The sequence below is a fragment of the Luteimonas sp. KH_071 genome (assembly GCF_057838005.1).
Genome location: NZ_CM174458.1, coordinates 1,948,311 through 1,964,834, shown reverse-complemented (window position 1 = coordinate 1,964,834; position 16,524 = coordinate 1,948,311). Strand labels below are relative to the sequence as shown.

The window sequence follows — 16,524 nt, the reverse complement described above, 5'->3', positions numbered from 1 at the left end:
CGGGTGACGTTCGGGCGCGCGACCGGCGCAGGCCGCACAATGTCAGGCCAATCCAGAAAGCCCACCGTGCCATGAAGATCCCGCAGGGACTGCAGCCACTGATCGAGGACGGCATCATCGATGCCGTCCTGCGACCGCTCAAGAGCGGCAAGGAGGCCTCGGTCTACGTCGTCCAGGTCGGCGACGAGGTGCGTTGCGCAAAGGTCTACAAGGACATGGCGCAGCGCAGTTTCCAGGCCCGCGTGCAGTACCAGGAAGGTCGCAAGGCCCGCGGCAGCCGCGAACAGCGTGCGATGGGCAAGGCGACCAAGTTCGGCCGCCGCGAGCAGGAAGCCGCGTGGAAGACCACCGAGGTCGACGCCCTCTATGCGCTGGCCGATGCCGGCGTGCGCGTGCCGCAGCCTCACGGCTTCTTCCACGGCGTGCTGCTGATGGATCTGGTCACCGATGCCGAGGGCTTCAGCGCGCCGCGTCTGGCTGATGTGGACCTTGAGCCGGAGCAGGCCCGCGAGTGGCATCTGATGCTGGTGCGCGATGTGGTGCGCATGCTGGTGCTGGGCATGGTCCACGGCGATCTGTCCGAGTACAACGTGCTGGCGACGCCCGACGGCCCGGTGCTGATCGATTTTCCGCAGGTCGTCAGTGCGGCCGGCAACAATTCCGCGCGGGAGATGCTGCTGCGCGACGTGCACAACATCCGCGACACGCTGGCGCGCTTCGCCCCGGAAATCGCCGATACGCATTACGGCGAAGAGATGTGGGCGCTGTACGAGGCCGGCGACCTGCAGGCCGATTCGCCGCTGACCGGACGGTTCGTGTTCGATACCCGCAAGGCCGACACGGGCGCGATCCTGTGGTCGATCGAGGATGCGCGCCAGGAGGCGGTGATCCGCCAGCAGGGCCGCGAAGAGGCCGATGCGGCCGACTGACGTCGCGGCGATCGCATGAGCCGCCCGCGGTTCCCGCTGCAGGGCGGCGTGCCGGCGAGCCGGTTGCAGTTGCCGCCGGGCGCGTGGCGCACCGTGTTCGATGCGCTGGTTGCACACTTTCCGAACGTCGATGCTGCGACGTGGCGGGATCGCATCGCACGGGGCAGGGTGCTCGACGCGCAGGGTGAACCGATCACGCTGGAGACGCCGCATCGCGTCGGCGCCGAAATCGGCTACTACCGGGAAGTCGTCGATGAGCCGGTGGTCGAAGCGGCCGAACGCATCCTGCATGTCGACGCGCATCTGGTGGTCGCCGACAAGCCGCACGGTCTGCCGGTCGCGCCCACCGGCGCCTTCGTCACCCAGACGCTGTTGACGCGGCTGGTGGCGACGCTCGGCAATCCGGATCTCGTGCCGCTACACCGGATCGATCGCGGCACGGCCGGCCTGGTGCTGTTCTCTGCCGATCCCCGGAGTCGCGCACGCTATCAGGCGCTGTTCCGCGAGTCGCGCATCCGCAAAACCTATGAAGCGCTGGCGCCGCCATTGGCGGATCTCGTCTTTCCGCTCACGCGCCGCAGCCGCATCGAACGCGGAGACCCGTTCTTCCGCATGTGCGAGACCAACGGCGCGCCGAACAGCGAGACCCACATCGACGTGCGCGAACGTGGCGCCAGACTCTGGCGCTATGCGCTGTCCCCGGTCAGCGGACGCAAGCACCAGCTGCGCGTCCATATGGCCGCACTCGGCGCGCCGATCCTGTATGACCCCTGGTATCCGATGCTGCAGGACGACGCTGACGAAACGCGGCCGCCGCTGCAGTTGCTGGCGCGCGCGCTCGTTTTCGACGATCCGCTCGATGGACGTCCGCGTCGTTTCGAATCGGGATTCGGGCTTCTGGACGCGCTGGATTAGATCGGCCACCAGGCTCACGCGGTCACCCGAACGCATCGCGGCCACGGCCGCGCCTGCAGGGAACCGGCGTTGCAGGAGCGCGCTTGCGCGCCAACGGGCTGCACACGCAAAACCGCTCAACCTGTGGCATGCCCAGCCTTGCTCAGGCAGCGCCCACGTCGCGCCGCACCCACGCCAGCACACCGTCCACCGCGACTGCGGCACTCGCCCAGCACGCGGTCAGCAGGTAGCCGCCGGTCGGCGCTTCCCAGTCCAGCATCTCGCCGGCGACGAACACGCCGGGCAGGGCATCGAGCATCAACGCGTCGCCGGTCGCCTCCAGGCGCACGCCGCCTGCGCTGCTGATCGCTTCGGCAATCGGGCGCGGTGCCTGCAGCCGCAGCGGCAGACGCTTGATCGCCGCCGCCACGCGTGACGGATCATCGAGTGTGGCGCGATCGAGCAGTTCGAACAGCAACGCGGTCTTCGCGGCATCGAGCCCGGTCGCCCGACGCAGATGCTCGCCGATGCTGCGGCGTACGCGCGGGCGTGACAGATCGACCTGCAGGCGCGCGAGATCACGCCCCGGCGCCAGGTCCAGTTCGAGCAGCGCGCTGCCGTCCCGCGCGATCGTGTCGCGCAGCGTGCCCGAGATCGCGTAGATCGCGCTGCCTTCGATGCCCGTGGTCGTTAGCACGCATTCGCCCTGCAGCGCATGCGGCGTGCCGTCTAGCCCGGTCCAATGCAGCACCACCGGTTTCAGTGGCGCGCCGGCGTGACGCTCGGCGAGATGCGCGCTCCAGCCAACATCGAAGCCGCAGTTCGCCGGCAGCAGCGGCGCCACGTCGACACCGCGCGCAGACAGCACCGGCTGCCAGCGACCATCGGAACCGAGTTCCGGCCAGCTGGCCCCGCCCATCGCAAGCAGCGTGGCGTCGGCGACATGGCGCACGCCGCCATCCGGCGTCTCGAACACCAGCGCGCCGCTGTCGTCCCAGCCGGTCCAGCGATGCTGCACATGGAAGCGCACGCCGTCCTCGCGCAGCTGCCGCACCCAGCCGCGCAGCAGCGGGGCGGCCTTGAGATCCTCGGGGAACACCCGCCCGGAACTGCCGACGAAGGTCGGCACGCCGCGCGCCGCGGCCCAGTCGCGCAGCGCCTGCGCGTCGAAACGGTCGAGCCAGCCACCCACCGCCGTGTCGCGCGCGCCGTAGCGCGCATCGAAGGCGGGTCGCGGCTCGGAGTGGGTGAGGTTCAGGCCGCCCTTGCCGGCGATCAGGAACTTGCGTCCGACCGAGCCTTTGGCTTCGAACAGATCGACATCCAGACCCGCCGCCCGCGCGCGCTCCGCGGCGAACAGGCCGGCAGGCCCGCCACCGACGATGGCGAGACGCGGGGGACGTGCATCCGACATGTCAGGCGCCTTGCTGGAACGCCAGGATGTAGCCGTTGCAGTCGACGATGCCGAACTCGCGGGCGCCGTAGGGCATGTCCTGCAGCGACCACGCGAGCTGCGCACGGCCCTGCACCTGGGCGAAGCAGGCGTCGATGTCGGCAACGGTGAAGTACAGCGTGCCGGTCAATGTGGGCGCGCGGTGCCAGAGATCGGCGGCGGTGAACACCACGCGCGCGCCGTGGCCGGTCACGGTCAGCGTGTCGCCATCGGACGGAGCGACGGTGAAGCCGGGCAGGCCGGCGTAGAACGCGCGCGTGCGTTCGAGATCGGTGCAGCGCAGCAGCAGGGTCAGGGCCATGCGGGGGTCCTCGAGCGGAATCGACGCCATTATGACCGGGGCCGCCGATCATCCCGGGTCAACGCGACGCCTGCTAGCGTCGATGCACTGATCACACGCGACATGCAGGAGGCCGTCATGGCCACGGGTTGGGCAGGCGATGGCGCGGTGCAGGACCAGATCGACGCCACGGTGAAAGACGCGATCGAACGGGCCCGCAGCCAGCTGCGCAGCGGGCCGGGCCTCACCCACTGCGAAGAATGCGATGCGCCAATTCCAGAGGCGCGTCGCCAGGCTGTGCCCGGCGTACGTCTGTGCGTGGCGTGTCAGGCCGCGCACGACGATGACGATGCGCACAGCGGCTACAACCGGCGCGGCAGCAAGGACAGCCAACTGCGCTGAGCGCTCCACCGGGCTTGCACGCACGGTATGGGACAAAGGGCGCCGCGTTGCGACGCGGCTTCCCTTTACACCGGATCGACCATGCCCGCGACGCAGGATCTCGCGTTCTTCACCCGTCAAGTTCTGATCGTCCTCGCGCTGCTCACGGTGCTGGTGCTGTGCTGGGCGCTGACGCCGGTTTTCATGCTCGTGTTCGGCGCGATCGTCGTCGCTGCGCTGCTGCTGTCGCTGTCGGGACTGCTGCGCCGATTCGTGCCGATGCCGCATGGCTTGGCGCTGGCGATCGTGCTGGTCGTGCTGGTCGGTGGCCTGGGCATGTTGCTGTGGATGTTCGGCGCGCAGGCCACGCGCGAACTCGCCACGCTCACCGAGACCCTCCCGGCGGCATATGCGCAGTTCCAGCAATGGCTCGGCGAGACCAGCGTGGGCAGTCTGGTCCAGGAGCAGCTCGATCGGGTCCGCGACAACATGGGCCGGATCGCGACGGGTGCGGGCGCGATCGCGATGACGGTCTCCAGCGGCACGCTCGACATGTTCCTGGTGCTGGTCGGTGCGATCTACATCGCCGCGCAGCCCGAGATGTACCGCAACGGGCTGCTGCATCTGGTGCCGCCATCGGCGAAGGCGGCGGCGACAGATGCGCTCGAGTCCAGCGGCCGCGCGCTTCGGCTCTGGCTCGGTGGGCAGCTCGTCGCGATGCTCGTGGTCGGTGTGCTGACCGGTATCGGCCTCTGGCTGCTGGGTGTGCCGGCCGCGTTCGCCCTCGCGCTGATCGCCTTCCTGCTGGATTTCGTGCCGATCATCGGGCCGATCGTCGCCGCCATTCCCGGCATCCTGCTGGCGTTCACCGTCAGCCCGCAGGTGGGCTTCGCGACGATCGCGCTGTACGTGGTGCTGCAGCAGCTGGAGAGCAACCTGCTGCAGCCGCTGATCCAGCAACGCGCCGTCGAACTGCCGCCCGCGCTGCTGCTGTTTTCGCTGGTGATCTTCGGCAGCCTGCAGGGCGTGACCGGGCTGCTGCTGGCGGCGCCACTGACCGTGGTCGTCTACGTGCTGGTCAAGCGGCTCTACGTGCGCGAGCTGCTCGGCGGCGAGACCGCGGTGCCGGGTGAGCGCAGCTGATACGAACGCGCTGCGGCTTGTCGTCGACGCGCGCGCCGTCCAGCATGGGTGCCCCACACCCGAGGCACTCCCATGATCCAGCGCATCGACGCAGGCCCGCGCATGTCCGAGGCCACGATCTGCAACAACATCGTCTATTGCGCCGGGCAGGTGCCCGAGACCAGTGGCGCCGACATCGGCACGCAGACGCGCGAGGTGCTGGAGGCCATCGATGCGCTGCTCGCGCAGGCCGGCACCGACAAGACGCGGATCCTCCAGGCGCAGGTCGTGCTCGCCGACATCGCCGATTTCGCTGGCATGAATGCCGAATGGGACCGCTGGGTGGTGCCGGGTCAGGCGCCGGCGCGCGCGACGATCGAAGCACGCCTGGCCGATCCGGGCTGGCGCATCGAGATCATCGTGACCGCCGCATTGGCCTGAGCAGTCCCCGGCGCGTCAGACGTCGAGCGCATCGCCTGCAGTGCCCCGACCGCGCGCCGCGGGCAGGGCGCCGCCACGCCAGCGGCGCAGCGCACGCTGGAAGAACAGGCTGTTGGGAATCTGCAGACATGTGCCCGCGCCGTCGCCGTCGTCGGTCTCGCGCAGCGTCGTGTAGACGAGGTTGATGTCGACTACCTGGCCGCGCAGGCCGGGCTTCTCGCCGTTCTCCAGCAGTTCCACATGGTCGTAGAGCCGGAACGGACGCGTGGTGAGGATGAGCATCGTGCAGAAGATGTTCGACAGCACGCTCCACGCCGCAAAGAACGCCACTGCCGCCACCGCCGCGAAGCCGGTGAACGCTGTCCACAGCACCGTGCCGGACACGCCCATGCGTTCGAGGATCAGCAGCAGCGCACCCGCGTAGATCAGGAACGAGGCCACGCGGCGACCGCCGACCACGGCTTCGGCCGGCAACGTGTAGCGATGCCCGACGCGCTCGATGACACGGCGCACCAGCAGCCGCAGCAGCCAGGCGGCGAGCAGGATCAGCAGGATCTGGCCGATCGGCATGACGATGTCGAGCCAGTCATGCAGCCACACGGGCAGGCGGTCCTCGAAGCGCACGGCAGTTCCACGTTCGACGCCGATCGCGCCGTCGCCAAGTTTACGACGCGACGCAGCATGCGCTGCGGTCCGGCCTGCGCCGTATGCGCTCTGGCTGAAGCGCCTTCAGCGCCGCGTTACCATGTCCGGCCCCCGACCTGCGCGAAGAGGACATCCCGTGAGCACGCTTCTGGTTCCGGTGTCGATCGGCGAACTCGCCGACAAGATCACCATCCTCGAGATCAAGTCCGAACGCATCGGCGACGCGCAGAAGCTGGCGAACGTCCGCACCGAACTCGACGACCTGCTGCCACTGTGGGCGCCGCTGGCGGAGAAACAGCCCGAGATGGTCGAACTCAAGACCGCACTGCGCGAAGCCAACACCCGCATGTGGGACGTGCAGGACGCGCTGCGCGCAAAAGAAGCCGCGCAGGATTTCGGCGACGAGTTCGTCGCGCTCGCACGCGCGGTCGCGCGGCACAACGGCGACCGCGTCGAGATCAAGAACACGATCAACCGGCTGGCCGGCTCGCGCTTCGTCGAAGAGAAGCAGTACCGCGCCTGATGGACGCGAACGCCGCGTCCTGAAAGCAGAAAAGCCAGGACTGGGTCCTGGCTTTTCTGCGGTATCGAGTGGTGGAGCCAAGGAGGATCGAACTCCTGACCTCGTCGATGCGAACGACGCGCTCTCCCAGCTGAGCTATGGCCCCACATGATGCGTGGCGATTATACGGTCCCCGCTGCAGGCTCGCCAGCCCTGTCGAGCAACGGCGCCAGCGCCGGTTCCAGCTGACCGCGACGCCAGCCCGACAATGCGCCCGGCCAGTCGGCACCTTCGACCAGCGCTTCGAGCCACTTGCGTGACGCGAGTACGCCATCGGGCAGGCCGATCTCCGCGCTGCGCACGGCAACCGCCTGCTGCAGACGCTTGAGCTGCTTGCGGTCGGGTTCTTCGCCGCTCGACAGCGGCATCTCGGCTTCGTCCGGGAGCTCGGTGGTCAGGGCCTGCCAGATCACCTGGGTGAGTTTGCGCGGCGCCTTGGGATGCGCATCGAGCCGTTGCTGCAGCGCTGACGTGTCCGCAGGCGGATCACGCGCGAGCAGGGTGGCAAGCTCGTTGTCGAGGATCCAGTTGCGTGGCCGATCGGTGGCACGTGCGTAGGTCTCGCGCCAACGCAGCAGACGCGCGAGACGGCGCTGCGCGTCGGCGTCGAGAAACAGACCGGCGCGGCCGCCGAGTTGCGGCCAGCGGTCGCCGTCCATGTTGCCGGCGGTGGCGACGAGTCGCGCGCAGTCCTCGACCAGCCAGTCCGCGCGGTCGAGCGCATCGAGCTTGCCGGCGAGCACATCGTGAAGGGCGAACAGATGCGCGACATCGTCGACCGCGTATTCGAGCTGGGTCGCAGACAGCGGACGACGCAACCAGTCCGAACGCGTCTCGCCCTTGGCCAGTGCGACGCCGAGCGTCTCCTGCACCAGCCGCTGATAGCCCATGCCCGCGCCGGTGCCCGACAGCGCGGCGGCGATCTGGGTATCGAACAGCGGGGCAGGCACCGCGCCACAGGCGTGGCCGAAGGCGACGAGGTCCTCGCTGGCGCTGTGCATGATCTTGAGAATCGAGGGGTCGGCCAGCAGCGGCCGCAGCGACTCGGCGATGCCGGGTGCCAGCGGATCGACCAGCAGCACCTCGATGCCGTCGGCACTCTCGATCGCGATCTGGACCAGCGCGAGCTGCGGCCAGAAGGTGCGTTCGCGGATGAACTCGGTATCCAGGCCGACTCGGCAGGGGGCGTCGGGCAGGCGGGCCCGCAGGATCGCTGGATCGTCGATCCAGGAGGAATTGGGAGATGACATCCGCGGAAGCCTAGCGGCGCGGGCCGGTGGCGGCAATCGCCAGCGCTGTCGCATCGCCGCCACGGTCGCGATGGCTTAATCTGGCGCGATGTGGTCCAGGGAGCCCGGTTTGCGCAGTATTGTCGTCGTCGGCCTGTTGGGCCTGCTCGTGCTGGCTGGCTGCAGGGGCGACCGCTCCGACAGCGAAATCACGCCCGGCGACGGCAGCGTGACCATCACCGGTGACGACGCGGCGGTGCCGGAACTCAACTGGACGCCACCGCCGGTGGCCATCGCCGAAGACGGCGAAGCCGATGCCCTGGCGCAGGCGCGTGCGGCGCTGGAGGCAGACGATCTCTACGCGACACCCACGTCGGCGATTCCGCTGTATCTCGCACTGGCCCAGCGCCCTGACAGCGAACCCGCGGCGCGCGCCGGCCTGCGCCGCGCACAGACCCGGCTGCTCGCGCTCGGCGCACAAGCGCTGCTGGAAGCCGATGAACTGGACTCGATCGCCGGCATGCGCGCCGCGCACGACTTCGCCGCGGTCGCGCGCTATCTCGCGGCAGGCGACGAGCCGGTGGTGCGTTATCTCGAACGCGTGGACGAGAGCGACCGGCTCTGGGAGCTCAACCGCGCCGCAGAACGCGAACTGCAGGCCGGCGCGCTGGGCGAGACGGGTGGGGGTGCACTTGCCCTGTTCCGCGAGGCGGCGGCGCTGCGCCCCGGCCAGCCGCGCGCCCTGCAGGGCATGGCCGCGGTCGAGAGCGCGATGATCCGCCGCGCCGAAGTCGCCGCCGACGCGGCCGACTATTCTGGCGCGACGCGCTGGCTGGCCTATGCCACCACCATCCGGCCCGGGTTTCCGACCGTCGGCGATGCCGAACAGAGGCTCGAGCGGATGCGCGCGGCGCACATCCGCCGGCTGCGGGACGAGGGCGTCGAGGCCCTGCCCGCGATCGGCGGCGTGGCGATCGCCCGCGAACGGCTGGCGCAGATCATCGGCATCGCAACGCCGGGCGACCCTGTGGTCAACGATCTGCGCGATCGCATCGACCGCACCGTGCACTACGGCGACTTCCGCCCCGGCCAGGTCTTCACCGATGCGCTCGAAGGCGGCGCACGCGGTCCACAGGTGGTCGTGCTGCCGCATGGCGGTTTCATGATGGGCGCGCTGCCCGGCGATGCCGACGCCGAGGACAACGAGACCCCACGCCATGGTGTGCGTTTCGAGCGCGGCTTCGCGATGGGCGTGCGCGAGGTGTCGGTCGGCGAGTTCCGCCGGTTCGTCGACGCCACCGGCTACCAGGCGCGCGCGGTGCGCCGCGGCTTCTCGATGGCCTACGACGAACGCACCGGCAATTTCCTCCGGCGCAGCAACGTCGACTGGCGCTCGGACTACATCGGCCGTCCCGCCGGCGACACGATGCCGGTGCTGCACGTCAGCGCCAAGGACGCCCAGGCGTATGTCGACTGGCTGACGACACAGAGCGGCCGCCGTTACCGGTTGCCGAGCGAGGCCGAGTTCGAATACGCCTTCCGCAACGGCACCGCCGAACGCTATCCCTGGGGCGAGGGCACGCCGCCCGATGGCGCCGGCAACATGACCGGCGCGCTGGACCGCTCGCCCGGTGGCCGCAGCTGGGGCAATGCGTTCCCCGGTTACGAGGACGGCTACTGGGGACCTGCGCCGGTGGGCAGCTTCACGCCGAACACGTGGGGCGTGCACGATCTTGCCGGCAATGTCAGCGAGTGGATGGCCGATTGCTGGCACGAGAACTACCGGCGCGCGCCCAAGGACGGCTCTGCCTGGGTGAACCCGGGCTGCCGCAACCAGGTGATCCGGGGCGGGTCGTGGGCCAGTTCACCGGCGCAGACCCGCACCAGCTGGCGGGCGCTGGCGCAGGTGGATACGACAAACGCACGACTCGGTTTCCGTGTGGTGCGCGAACTTTGACTGTGTGCCGGGGGACCGGCCTGGGGAGATGGCATGCGACAGAATCCTTTCGGCGGCGGTGACCGTCGCCAGCCCGGCCGCGCACCGCGTCGCCGCTTCGGCATGCGTTTCATTGTGCTGTTGCTGTTCGCGGGCTACGGCGCGTACTACTACTTCTCCAACCAGAGCGTCGACCCGGTCACCGGCGAGACCGTGCTGATCGACCGCGCGCTCGATGTGGATCAGGAGAAGGCGCTGGGCCTTGAGGCCTACCAGGAAATCCTGGGCCAGGAGCGCCCGGTCGATCCCGACAGCGAGATCTCGAAAGAGGTCCGCCTGATCGCCGAACGCCTGATCGCCAAGGTCGATGTGGTCGAGGCCGAGCTCGCCCGTGAGCACGGGCTGGAGCCCACGCGGTTTTCGGAGAGTTTCGACTGGGAGGTCAACGTGCTGGAGTCCGACCAGGCCAACGCGTTCTGCCTGCCGGGCGGCAAGATGGCGGTCTACACCGGCCTCATTCCCGTGGCCGAAAACGCGGACGCGCTGGCGATCGTGATGGGGCACGAGATCGCGCACGCCCTGCTGCGCCACGGCGCGCAGCGCATGGCCCAGCAGAAGCTGACCCAGGTCGGACAGATGGCCGGCGCGATGAGCGGCATGGACCCGCAGCAGCAACAGATGGCGATGGCCGCGATGGGCTACGGCTATCTGCTGCCGTATGCCCGCAAGCACGAAACGGAGGCCGACAACATCGGCCTGATGCTCGCCGCCGCCGCGTGCTTCGATCCCCGCGAAGCCGTGCCGCTTTGGGAACGCATGTCCGCGGCCAGCGGTGGCCAGGCGCCGCCGGAATTCTCGTCCACGCATCCCAATCCCGGCACCCGCATCCAGACGCTGGACTCGCTGATGCCCAAGGCGATGGAATACCGCGCGAAGTTCTGCGAAGACGCGCAGGGCGGTGCGGTGTCAGCCCTTTGAACTCAACGACGTAAAACGCGTACAGACCTCAACCAACAAGGAACGTTTATGAGAACCGTTTATCTGCTCGCTTCGACATTCGTGACAGCCCTCGCAATCCCCCAGTTCTCACAAGCGCAGGAGTCGGGCAACCAGCAGCCCTTTGCTCTCAACCTGGCGTGTGAGGGAAGCGGCCTTCGCAGCGACCACGTGGGGTACAACGCCCATCTGTACGTGCACATCAACGAAGGCGGCGCTGAAATCCAGATCCCCCGCCAGATGGTAGGTGGATTCAACCCGGTCGCCACCTGGGTTCCCCTGCGTGACGTCAAAGTCGATAGATCGGAGATAAGCGCAGGCTACCGGCTAGGCTTGTGGGGCTCTACACGCGTGAGAATAGATCGCGTGCATGGTGAGATCAGGGTGTCCGGCCCTGGTGGGACATTTGACGGCGACTGCTCGCCCTATGACCCAAGCGCCGTCGAGAACGCGTTTTAGAGGGGAGCACGGAGTAACGCGAGACGCACTCCCGTCCCTTCGGGAATCCCGCTTGACAGTCCCGGGTGTGCGCTCAGAACCCCATCAGCAGACCACCGTTGACCGGCAGGTTGATGCCGGTGATGTAACTGGCATCGTCTGTGGTCAGAAAAACGACCGCGCGCGCGATGTCGTCCGGTTGGCCCACGCGGCCGACCGGCACGCCGGCGATGGTGCGGGCAAGCACTTCGGGCGGCATCTTCGAGGTCATCGGGGTTTCGACGTAGCCCGGCGACAGGCTGTTGACGGTGATGCCCTTGGCCGCGACCTCGCGCGCCAGCGACATCGTGAAGCCGTGCAGGCCGGCCTTGGCGGCGGCGTAGTTGGTCTGGCCGAAGTTGCCCGTCTGGCCACTGACCGAACTGATGTTGACGATGCGGCCGAAGCCGCGCGCGACCATGCCCTCGACCGCAGCGCGGCACAGATGGAACGCGCTGTCGAGATTGATGCGCAGCACGTCGTCCCACTGCGCGGCGTCCATCTTGCGCAACGTCGCGTCACGGGTGATGCCGGCCGCGTTGACCAGGATGTCGATCCGGCCGTGACGCGTCTCGACGTCCCGGATCGCGGCCGCGCAGGACTCGGCATCACCCACGTCGACGGCGATCGTGGTCACCGGCAGCCCGGCCATGTCGGCTGCGAAGGCATCAAGACGCGCGGTATCCGCGGGCAGATCGGCTGCGACGACCTGGATGCCGCGTTCGGCAAGCTGCTTGCAGATGGCGCGGCCGATTCCGCCGAGGCCACCGGTGACGATGGCGATGCGAGGAGGGTTGTGCATGGGTGTGTCCTGACGGATTTGAGCGGCGGTAGGTGGGTCTCGCCCTCAGATCACGACGTCATCAGGCCCCGTCATTCCCGCGAAAGCGGGAATCCAGGGACTTTCGTACAGATCGAAAGAATGCCGATGGAGCGTTGGAACATCGCTTCACAAAGACGTAGCGGAGAAACCCGCACGTAATGCAAACGGAGAGCCAAGTCCTTGGATTCCCGCTTTCGCGGGAATGACGGCCGGGGCGGGAATGACTACCTGGATTGTCGTCTCGAAGCGGTAGAAAAACTCAGCGCCCGCGCTTGGGCGGGTCGCGATCGGCAGGCTTGGCGCTCGGCGCCGCGCCGGGGACCATCGTCTTCTGGAATTCCTTCCACAGCTCGAGATTGCGCTCGGTCAGCTGGTTCATCATCGTCCACGGCGTCTGGCCGAGCAGGCCGCCCATCTGCTGGCGGAACTGCTGCTGCTGGTCGAGGAAGGTCTGCATCGAGCGTTCGAGATAGTTGCCCATGAAGCCCTGCATCGAATCGCCGTAGAAGCGGATGATCTGGCTCAGCAGCTGGGTCGACAGGACCGGCTCACCGTCGGACTCGTGCTCGGAAATGATCTGCAGCAGCACCGAGCGGGTGATGTCGGTGCCGCTCTTGGCGTCGCGGACTTCGAAGTCCTCGCCGTCGACGATCAGCTGGCGGACGTCCTCGATCGTGATGTAGCTGGAGATTTCCGTATCGTAGAGGCGACGGTTCGGGTACTTCTTGATGATGCGCACGGCATTGCTCATGAAGCCAAGACTCTGATCCTTTGGTGCCGCGCAGCATGGCGTAGCGTGATGGGGTGCGCAACTGGACGCAGGGGCTGAACAGGGCGCCCCCGCGTCGCGCCGCGGACCGTCCTCGCACGTACGGTGCGGGATGGCCGCGCGCGATGCGCGGACCGGATCACCAACCCATGTGGTGACCGCCGTTGATGTCGAGATTCGAGCCGGTGATCCACGCGGCTTCGTCGGCAACCAGGAAGTTCACCGCATACGCGATTTCCTCCGGACGTCCCAGGCGACCGGTCGGAATATCGGCCGCGATCTTCGCGCGGACTTCTTCCGGCACCGCCATCACCATGTCGGTGGCGACGTAACCGGGCGACACCGTGTTGACGGTGATGCCGAGCTTGGCGTTCTCGCGCGCCAGCGAAATCGTGAAGCCGTGCATGCCGGCCTTGGCCGCGGCGTAGTTCGCCTGGCCGTACTGGCCCTTGAGGCCGTTGATCGAGCTGATCTGGATGATCCGGCCCCACTTGCGCTCGCGCATGCCTTCGATGACCGGGCGCGTGACGTTGTAAACCGAATTGAGATTGGTGTTGATGACGTCCTGCCACTGCAGCGCGTGCATCTTGTGGAACGTGCCGTCGCGGGTAATGCCGGCGTTGTTGATCAGAATGTCGATCGGACCGAGCTGCGCTTCGACATCGCGCACCATCTTCTCCGCGTCTTCGTGATCCGACACGTCACCCGAGGCGATCGCGATCTCATAGCCGGCATCGCGCATCTGCGCCTGCCAGGCCTGCGCCTTCTCGGCGTTGCGATAGTTCGTCGCCACCCGATAGCCGTTGTCGGCCAGTCGCTTCACGATTGCCGTTCCGATACCGCCGGTGCCACCGGTCACCAATGCCACGCGTCCGCTCATGCCGTCCTCGTCTGTGGGGTGTGCTGCCAGTGCGGCAGCGGGGTTTTGCAGTCTATGCACCGTCGATGTCAGCAGTGTTGTGCGACGCAGCAATCACGGCGTCGTGTATCGGCACGCATGCGCTGTCGAAACGCTCGACGGCGCGCGCGAGAAAATCCGCTGGCGCGTCTGCTGCGAGCGGCTGCTGTCCAAGTGCATCCCACACCAATCGCAACGCAGGCATCGGGTCTTGTGCATCGACGGGAATCGCCTGTTCGGACTTCGACAGCTTGCGCCCGTCTGCATCGATCAGCAGCGGCAGGTGCGCGTAGCGCGGCGTCGGCAGGCCGAGCATGCGTTGCAGCAGAATCTGCCGCGCGGTGGAGTCGAGCAGGTCGGCGCCGCGCACCACGTCGGTGATGCCCTGGTCGCCATCGTCGACGACGACCGCGAGCTGATACGCCCAGAACCCATCGGCGCGCCGCAACACGAAATCACCGACGTCGACATCGACTTGCTGCAGCTGCCGGCCGCGGATCGCATCGACGAATTCGATCGTCGTGCCGGGCGGCACACGCAAGCGGATCGCGGGATCCGGTCGCGTGCCGCTTGCACTACAGACGCCGAGATGACGGCCGCCGGTCGCTGCGAGATCGGCGCGGCTGCAATGGCAGACGAAGGCATGGCCGCGCGCGAGCAGATCGTCGACGACCGCGGCATAGCGGGCATCGCGTGTGCTCTGCACGAGCACAGGCCCATCGTGCTGCAAGCCGAACGCTTGCAACGTCGCCAGCTGTCCCTGCGCCGCGCCGGCGACTTCGCGCAGACGATCGACATCTTCGATGCGCACTGCCCACGTCCCGTGCGCCTGGCGCGCCATCACCCAGCTGCCGAGCGCAGCCAGCAGCGAGCCGGCGTGCAATGGACCGGTGGGCGAGGGCGCGTAACGCCCGCGATACGCAGGCGCGTCGCGTGTGTGCGTCAAACTGTCTGGCACATGAACTGTCATGGGGTCGCCACTGTGCCTTGCACGCTGCCGAATTGAAATCGGACGCCCGTGCACGCAGATTGTCGCGTCACGTTTCCATCTCCGCCTGGCGCAGGCGTCATCCGGACTCAAGGTACCCAATGTTCAAGCGTTTCGGTCTTCTCATCGCCACCAACCTCGCCGTGCTCGCGCTGGTCAGCATCGTCATGGCGATCTTCGGCATCAACCCGTCCACCTACGGTGGTCTGTTCGTGTTCGCGGCCCTGTTCGGGTTCGGCGGCGCGTTCTTCACTCTGGCGATCTCGAAATGGTCCGCCAAGCGCGCGACCGGCGCCTACGTCATCAAGGACCCGCGCGACGAGTCCGAACGCTGGCTGGTCAACACCGTGCGTCGGCAGGCCGAACAGGCCGGCATCGGCATGCCCGAGGTCGCCATCTACGACGCGCCCGAGATCAACGCGTTCGCCACCGGCGCCAACCGCAACAACGCGCTGGTCGCGGTGTCCACGGGTCTGCTGCGTTCGATGACCCGCGACGAGGCCGAAGCCGTGCTGGGCCATGAGGTCGCGCACGTCGCCAACGGCGACATGGTGACGATGACGCTGCTGCAGGGCGTGCTCAACACCTTCGTGATCTTCCTGGCACGCGTGGTCGGCCGCGCGATCGACGGCTACCTCAACGGCGGCCGCGACAATGGCGGTGGCGGCATCGCGTATTTCGCGATCGTGTTCGTGCTGGACATGATCTTCGGCCTGTTCGCCTCGATGATCGCGATGTGGTTCTCGCGCTACCGCGAGTTCCGCGCAGACGAAGGCGGCGCTGCACTGGCCGGCCGCGAAAAGATGATCGCCGCCCTCGAGCGCCTGGCCCAGACCTACGGCCAGAGCACGATGCCCAAGACCATTGCCGCGTTCGGCATCAGCGGTGGCGTGGGCACGGGCCTCAAGAAGCTGCTGATGAGCCACCCGCCACTGGACGAGCGCATCTCCGCGCTGCGTAATGCGCCGCCGAGCCGCGACTCGGTGCGTCAGGGGATTGTGGCCTGATCCATCGGTCCGCACTGATCCAAGCGAAAGCCCGCCGAAAGGCGGGCTTTTTGTTTCCGTCATTTTGTTTGGCTCATTCCGGCCAAGCGCGCGTTAGGGGCTGGTCATTCCCAGAACCCGTCATTCCGGCGAAAGCCGGAATCCAGTGCCTTTCAGCGGCAATCCCCAAGTCGCTGGATTCCGGCCTTCGCCGGAATGACGGTAGGGGGCCGTCAGATCAGCTCGCGTGCTTCTCCTGCGCCGCCTTGAACGCCGCCAGCTGCTCCGGCGTCGCATCCTTCTGATGCTGTGACTTCCACTGCGCAAACGGCATCCCGTAAACCGCCTCGCGCGCAGCCGCCTTGTCCATCGCCGCGCCCTCGGCATTCGCCGCATCGCGGTACCAGTCCGCCAGACAGTTCCGGCAGAAGCCGGACAGGATCATCAGATCAATGTTCTGCACATCCGGACGCGCCTCGTTGAGGTGCGCGAGCAGGCGCCGGAATGCGGCGGCTTCGATTCGGGTGCGGGCGTCGTCGGACAGGGTGGGGGTGGCATCGGCCATGAAGAAATCCAGGTGCGGGAAGCCCCACAGCATCGGGGCGTCCCGGCGCCCCCGCAAGCAACACCACGCCCCCTGTAGGAGCGCGCTTGCGCGCGAAGGGCATTCCCGACATCACCGCATCGCGCGCGAGCGCGCTCCTACAAGGGGCAG

19 protein-coding genes and 1 tRNA gene are annotated in these 16,524 nt (G+C 67.6%); 10 read left to right on the top strand and 10 right to left on the bottom strand.

Annotated elements, in window-relative coordinates:
• The first annotated feature begins 71 nt into the window (after window positions 1-71).
• Window positions 72-929, top strand: a complete 858-nt coding sequence (locus AC3IRM_RS09220; protein WP_489202883.1) for a PA4780 family RIO1-like protein kinase — start codon at window positions 72-74, stop codon at window positions 927-929.
• A gap of 15 nt (window positions 930-944) precedes the next feature.
• A complete protein-coding gene (locus AC3IRM_RS09215; RefSeq protein WP_489202882.1) occupies window positions 945-1,844 on the top strand; it encodes a pseudouridine synthase in 900 nt (299 codons plus the stop codon).
• Between the two features lie 142 nt (window positions 1,845-1,986).
• On the opposite strand, the gene AC3IRM_RS09210 is transcribed toward AC3IRM_RS09215, so the two are convergent.
• Together AC3IRM_RS09210 and AC3IRM_RS09205 are read right to left on the bottom strand one after the other, a co-directional pair.
• Window positions 1,987-3,237 (bottom strand): TIGR03862 family flavoprotein, encoded by a 1,251-nt coding sequence (locus AC3IRM_RS09210; protein WP_489202881.1) that lies wholly within the window; start codon window positions 3,235-3,237, stop codon window positions 1,987-1,989.
• A 1-nt stretch (window position 3,238) separates the two neighbouring features.
• Window positions 3,239-3,577, bottom strand: a complete 339-nt coding sequence (locus AC3IRM_RS09205) for a VOC family protein (RefSeq protein WP_489202880.1) — start codon at window positions 3,575-3,577, stop codon at window positions 3,239-3,241.
• 117 nt (window positions 3,578-3,694) lie between these two features.
• On the opposite strand from AC3IRM_RS09205, the gene AC3IRM_RS09200 reads away from it, so the two are divergent.
• The 3 genes from AC3IRM_RS09200 (at window position 3,695) to AC3IRM_RS09190 (ending at window position 5,500) form a co-directional block, all read left to right on the top strand.
• Window positions 3,695-3,958, top strand: coding sequence for a DksA/TraR family C4-type zinc finger protein (locus tag AC3IRM_RS09200; protein WP_310235195.1), 264 nt, complete (start codon window positions 3,695-3,697; stop codon window positions 3,956-3,958).
• Window positions 3,959-4,039: 81 nt separating this feature from the next.
• Complete coding sequence (locus AC3IRM_RS09195; protein ID WP_489202879.1) at window positions 4,040-5,080, top strand: AI-2E family transporter; 1,041 nt, start codon at window positions 4,040-4,042, stop codon at window positions 5,078-5,080.
• Window positions 5,081-5,152: 72 nt separating this feature from the next.
• A complete protein-coding gene (locus AC3IRM_RS09190) occupies window positions 5,153-5,500 on the top strand; it encodes a RidA family protein (RefSeq protein WP_489202878.1) in 348 nt (115 codons plus the stop codon).
• Between the two features lie 15 nt (window positions 5,501-5,515).
• On the opposite strand, the gene AC3IRM_RS09185 is transcribed toward AC3IRM_RS09190, so the two are convergent.
• Window positions 5,516-6,070, bottom strand: a complete 555-nt coding sequence (locus AC3IRM_RS09185; RefSeq protein WP_489205888.1) for a mechanosensitive ion channel domain-containing protein — start codon at window positions 6,068-6,070, stop codon at window positions 5,516-5,518.
• Between the two features lie 211 nt (window positions 6,071-6,281).
• On the opposite strand from AC3IRM_RS09185, the gene AC3IRM_RS09180 reads away from it, so the two are divergent.
• Window positions 6,282-6,668 carry a DUF6165 family protein gene (locus AC3IRM_RS09180; protein ID WP_489202877.1) on the top strand — a complete coding sequence of 129 codons (387 nt, stop codon included), beginning with the start codon at window positions 6,282-6,284 and terminating at the stop codon, window positions 6,666-6,668.
• 69 nt (window positions 6,669-6,737) lie between these two features.
• Here the strand turns inward: AC3IRM_RS09180 and AC3IRM_RS09175 are convergent.
• Window positions 6,738-6,813, bottom strand: a tRNA-Ala gene (locus AC3IRM_RS09175).
• Window positions 6,814-6,829: 16 nt separating this feature from the next.
• Window positions 6,830-7,957 (bottom strand): ribonuclease D, encoded by a 1,128-nt coding sequence (gene rnd / locus AC3IRM_RS09170; RefSeq protein WP_489202876.1) that lies wholly within the window; start codon window positions 7,955-7,957, stop codon window positions 6,830-6,832.
• Between the two features lie 109 nt (window positions 7,958-8,066).
• On the opposite strand from rnd, the gene AC3IRM_RS09165 reads away from it, so the two are divergent.
• Genes AC3IRM_RS09165 through AC3IRM_RS09155 form a run of 3 tightly spaced genes read left to right on the top strand, consistent with a single transcriptional unit; the run spans window position 8,067 to window position 11,327 of the window.
• Complete coding sequence (locus AC3IRM_RS09165; RefSeq protein WP_489202875.1) at window positions 8,067-9,893, top strand: formylglycine-generating enzyme family protein; 1,827 nt, start codon at window positions 8,067-8,069, stop codon at window positions 9,891-9,893.
• A 33-nt stretch (window positions 9,894-9,926) separates the two neighbouring features.
• A complete protein-coding gene (locus AC3IRM_RS09160) occupies window positions 9,927-10,850 on the top strand; it encodes a M48 family metallopeptidase (RefSeq protein WP_489202874.1) in 924 nt (307 codons plus the stop codon).
• A gap of 48 nt (window positions 10,851-10,898) precedes the next feature.
• Complete coding sequence (locus AC3IRM_RS09155) at window positions 10,899-11,327, top strand: hypothetical protein (RefSeq protein ID WP_310235204.1); 429 nt, start codon at window positions 10,899-10,901, stop codon at window positions 11,325-11,327.
• Window positions 11,328-11,400: 73 nt separating this feature from the next.
• On the opposite strand, the gene AC3IRM_RS09150 is transcribed toward AC3IRM_RS09155, so the two are convergent.
• The 4 genes from AC3IRM_RS09150 to gluQRS form a co-directional block, all read right to left on the bottom strand.
• Window positions 11,401-12,147 (bottom strand): beta-ketoacyl-ACP reductase, encoded by a 747-nt coding sequence (locus tag AC3IRM_RS09150; protein ID WP_489202873.1) that lies wholly within the window; start codon window positions 12,145-12,147, stop codon window positions 11,401-11,403.
• A 280-nt stretch (window positions 12,148-12,427) separates the two neighbouring features.
• The gene (gene phaR / locus AC3IRM_RS09145) at window positions 12,428-12,919 is read right to left on the bottom strand and encodes a polyhydroxyalkanoate synthesis repressor PhaR (RefSeq protein WP_310235209.1); all 492 of its coding nucleotides are present in this window, start codon (window positions 12,917-12,919) and stop codon (window positions 12,428-12,430) included.
• A 157-nt stretch (window positions 12,920-13,076) separates the two neighbouring features.
• On the bottom strand, window positions 13,077-13,817 hold the full coding sequence (phbB, locus tag AC3IRM_RS09140; protein WP_489202872.1) for an acetoacetyl-CoA reductase: 741 nt from the start codon (window positions 13,815-13,817) through the stop codon (window positions 13,077-13,079).
• Window positions 13,818-13,869: 52 nt separating this feature from the next.
• Window positions 13,870-14,805 carry a tRNA glutamyl-Q(34) synthetase GluQRS gene (gene gluQRS / locus AC3IRM_RS09135; RefSeq protein WP_489202871.1) on the bottom strand — a complete coding sequence of 312 codons (936 nt, stop codon included), beginning with the start codon at window positions 14,803-14,805 and terminating at the stop codon, window positions 13,870-13,872.
• A 119-nt stretch (window positions 14,806-14,924) separates the two neighbouring features.
• Here gluQRS and htpX point away from each other — a divergent pair, with 119 nt between their 5' ends.
• Complete coding sequence (gene htpX, locus AC3IRM_RS09130; RefSeq protein ID WP_489202870.1) at window positions 14,925-15,830, top strand: protease HtpX; 906 nt, start codon at window positions 14,925-14,927, stop codon at window positions 15,828-15,830.
• Between the two features lie 217 nt (window positions 15,831-16,047).
• On the opposite strand, the gene AC3IRM_RS09125 is transcribed toward htpX, so the two are convergent.
• Window positions 16,048-16,374, bottom strand: a complete 327-nt coding sequence (locus tag AC3IRM_RS09125; RefSeq protein ID WP_489202869.1) for a DUF1244 domain-containing protein — start codon at window positions 16,372-16,374, stop codon at window positions 16,048-16,050.
• Window positions 16,375-16,524 lie beyond the last annotated feature (150 nt).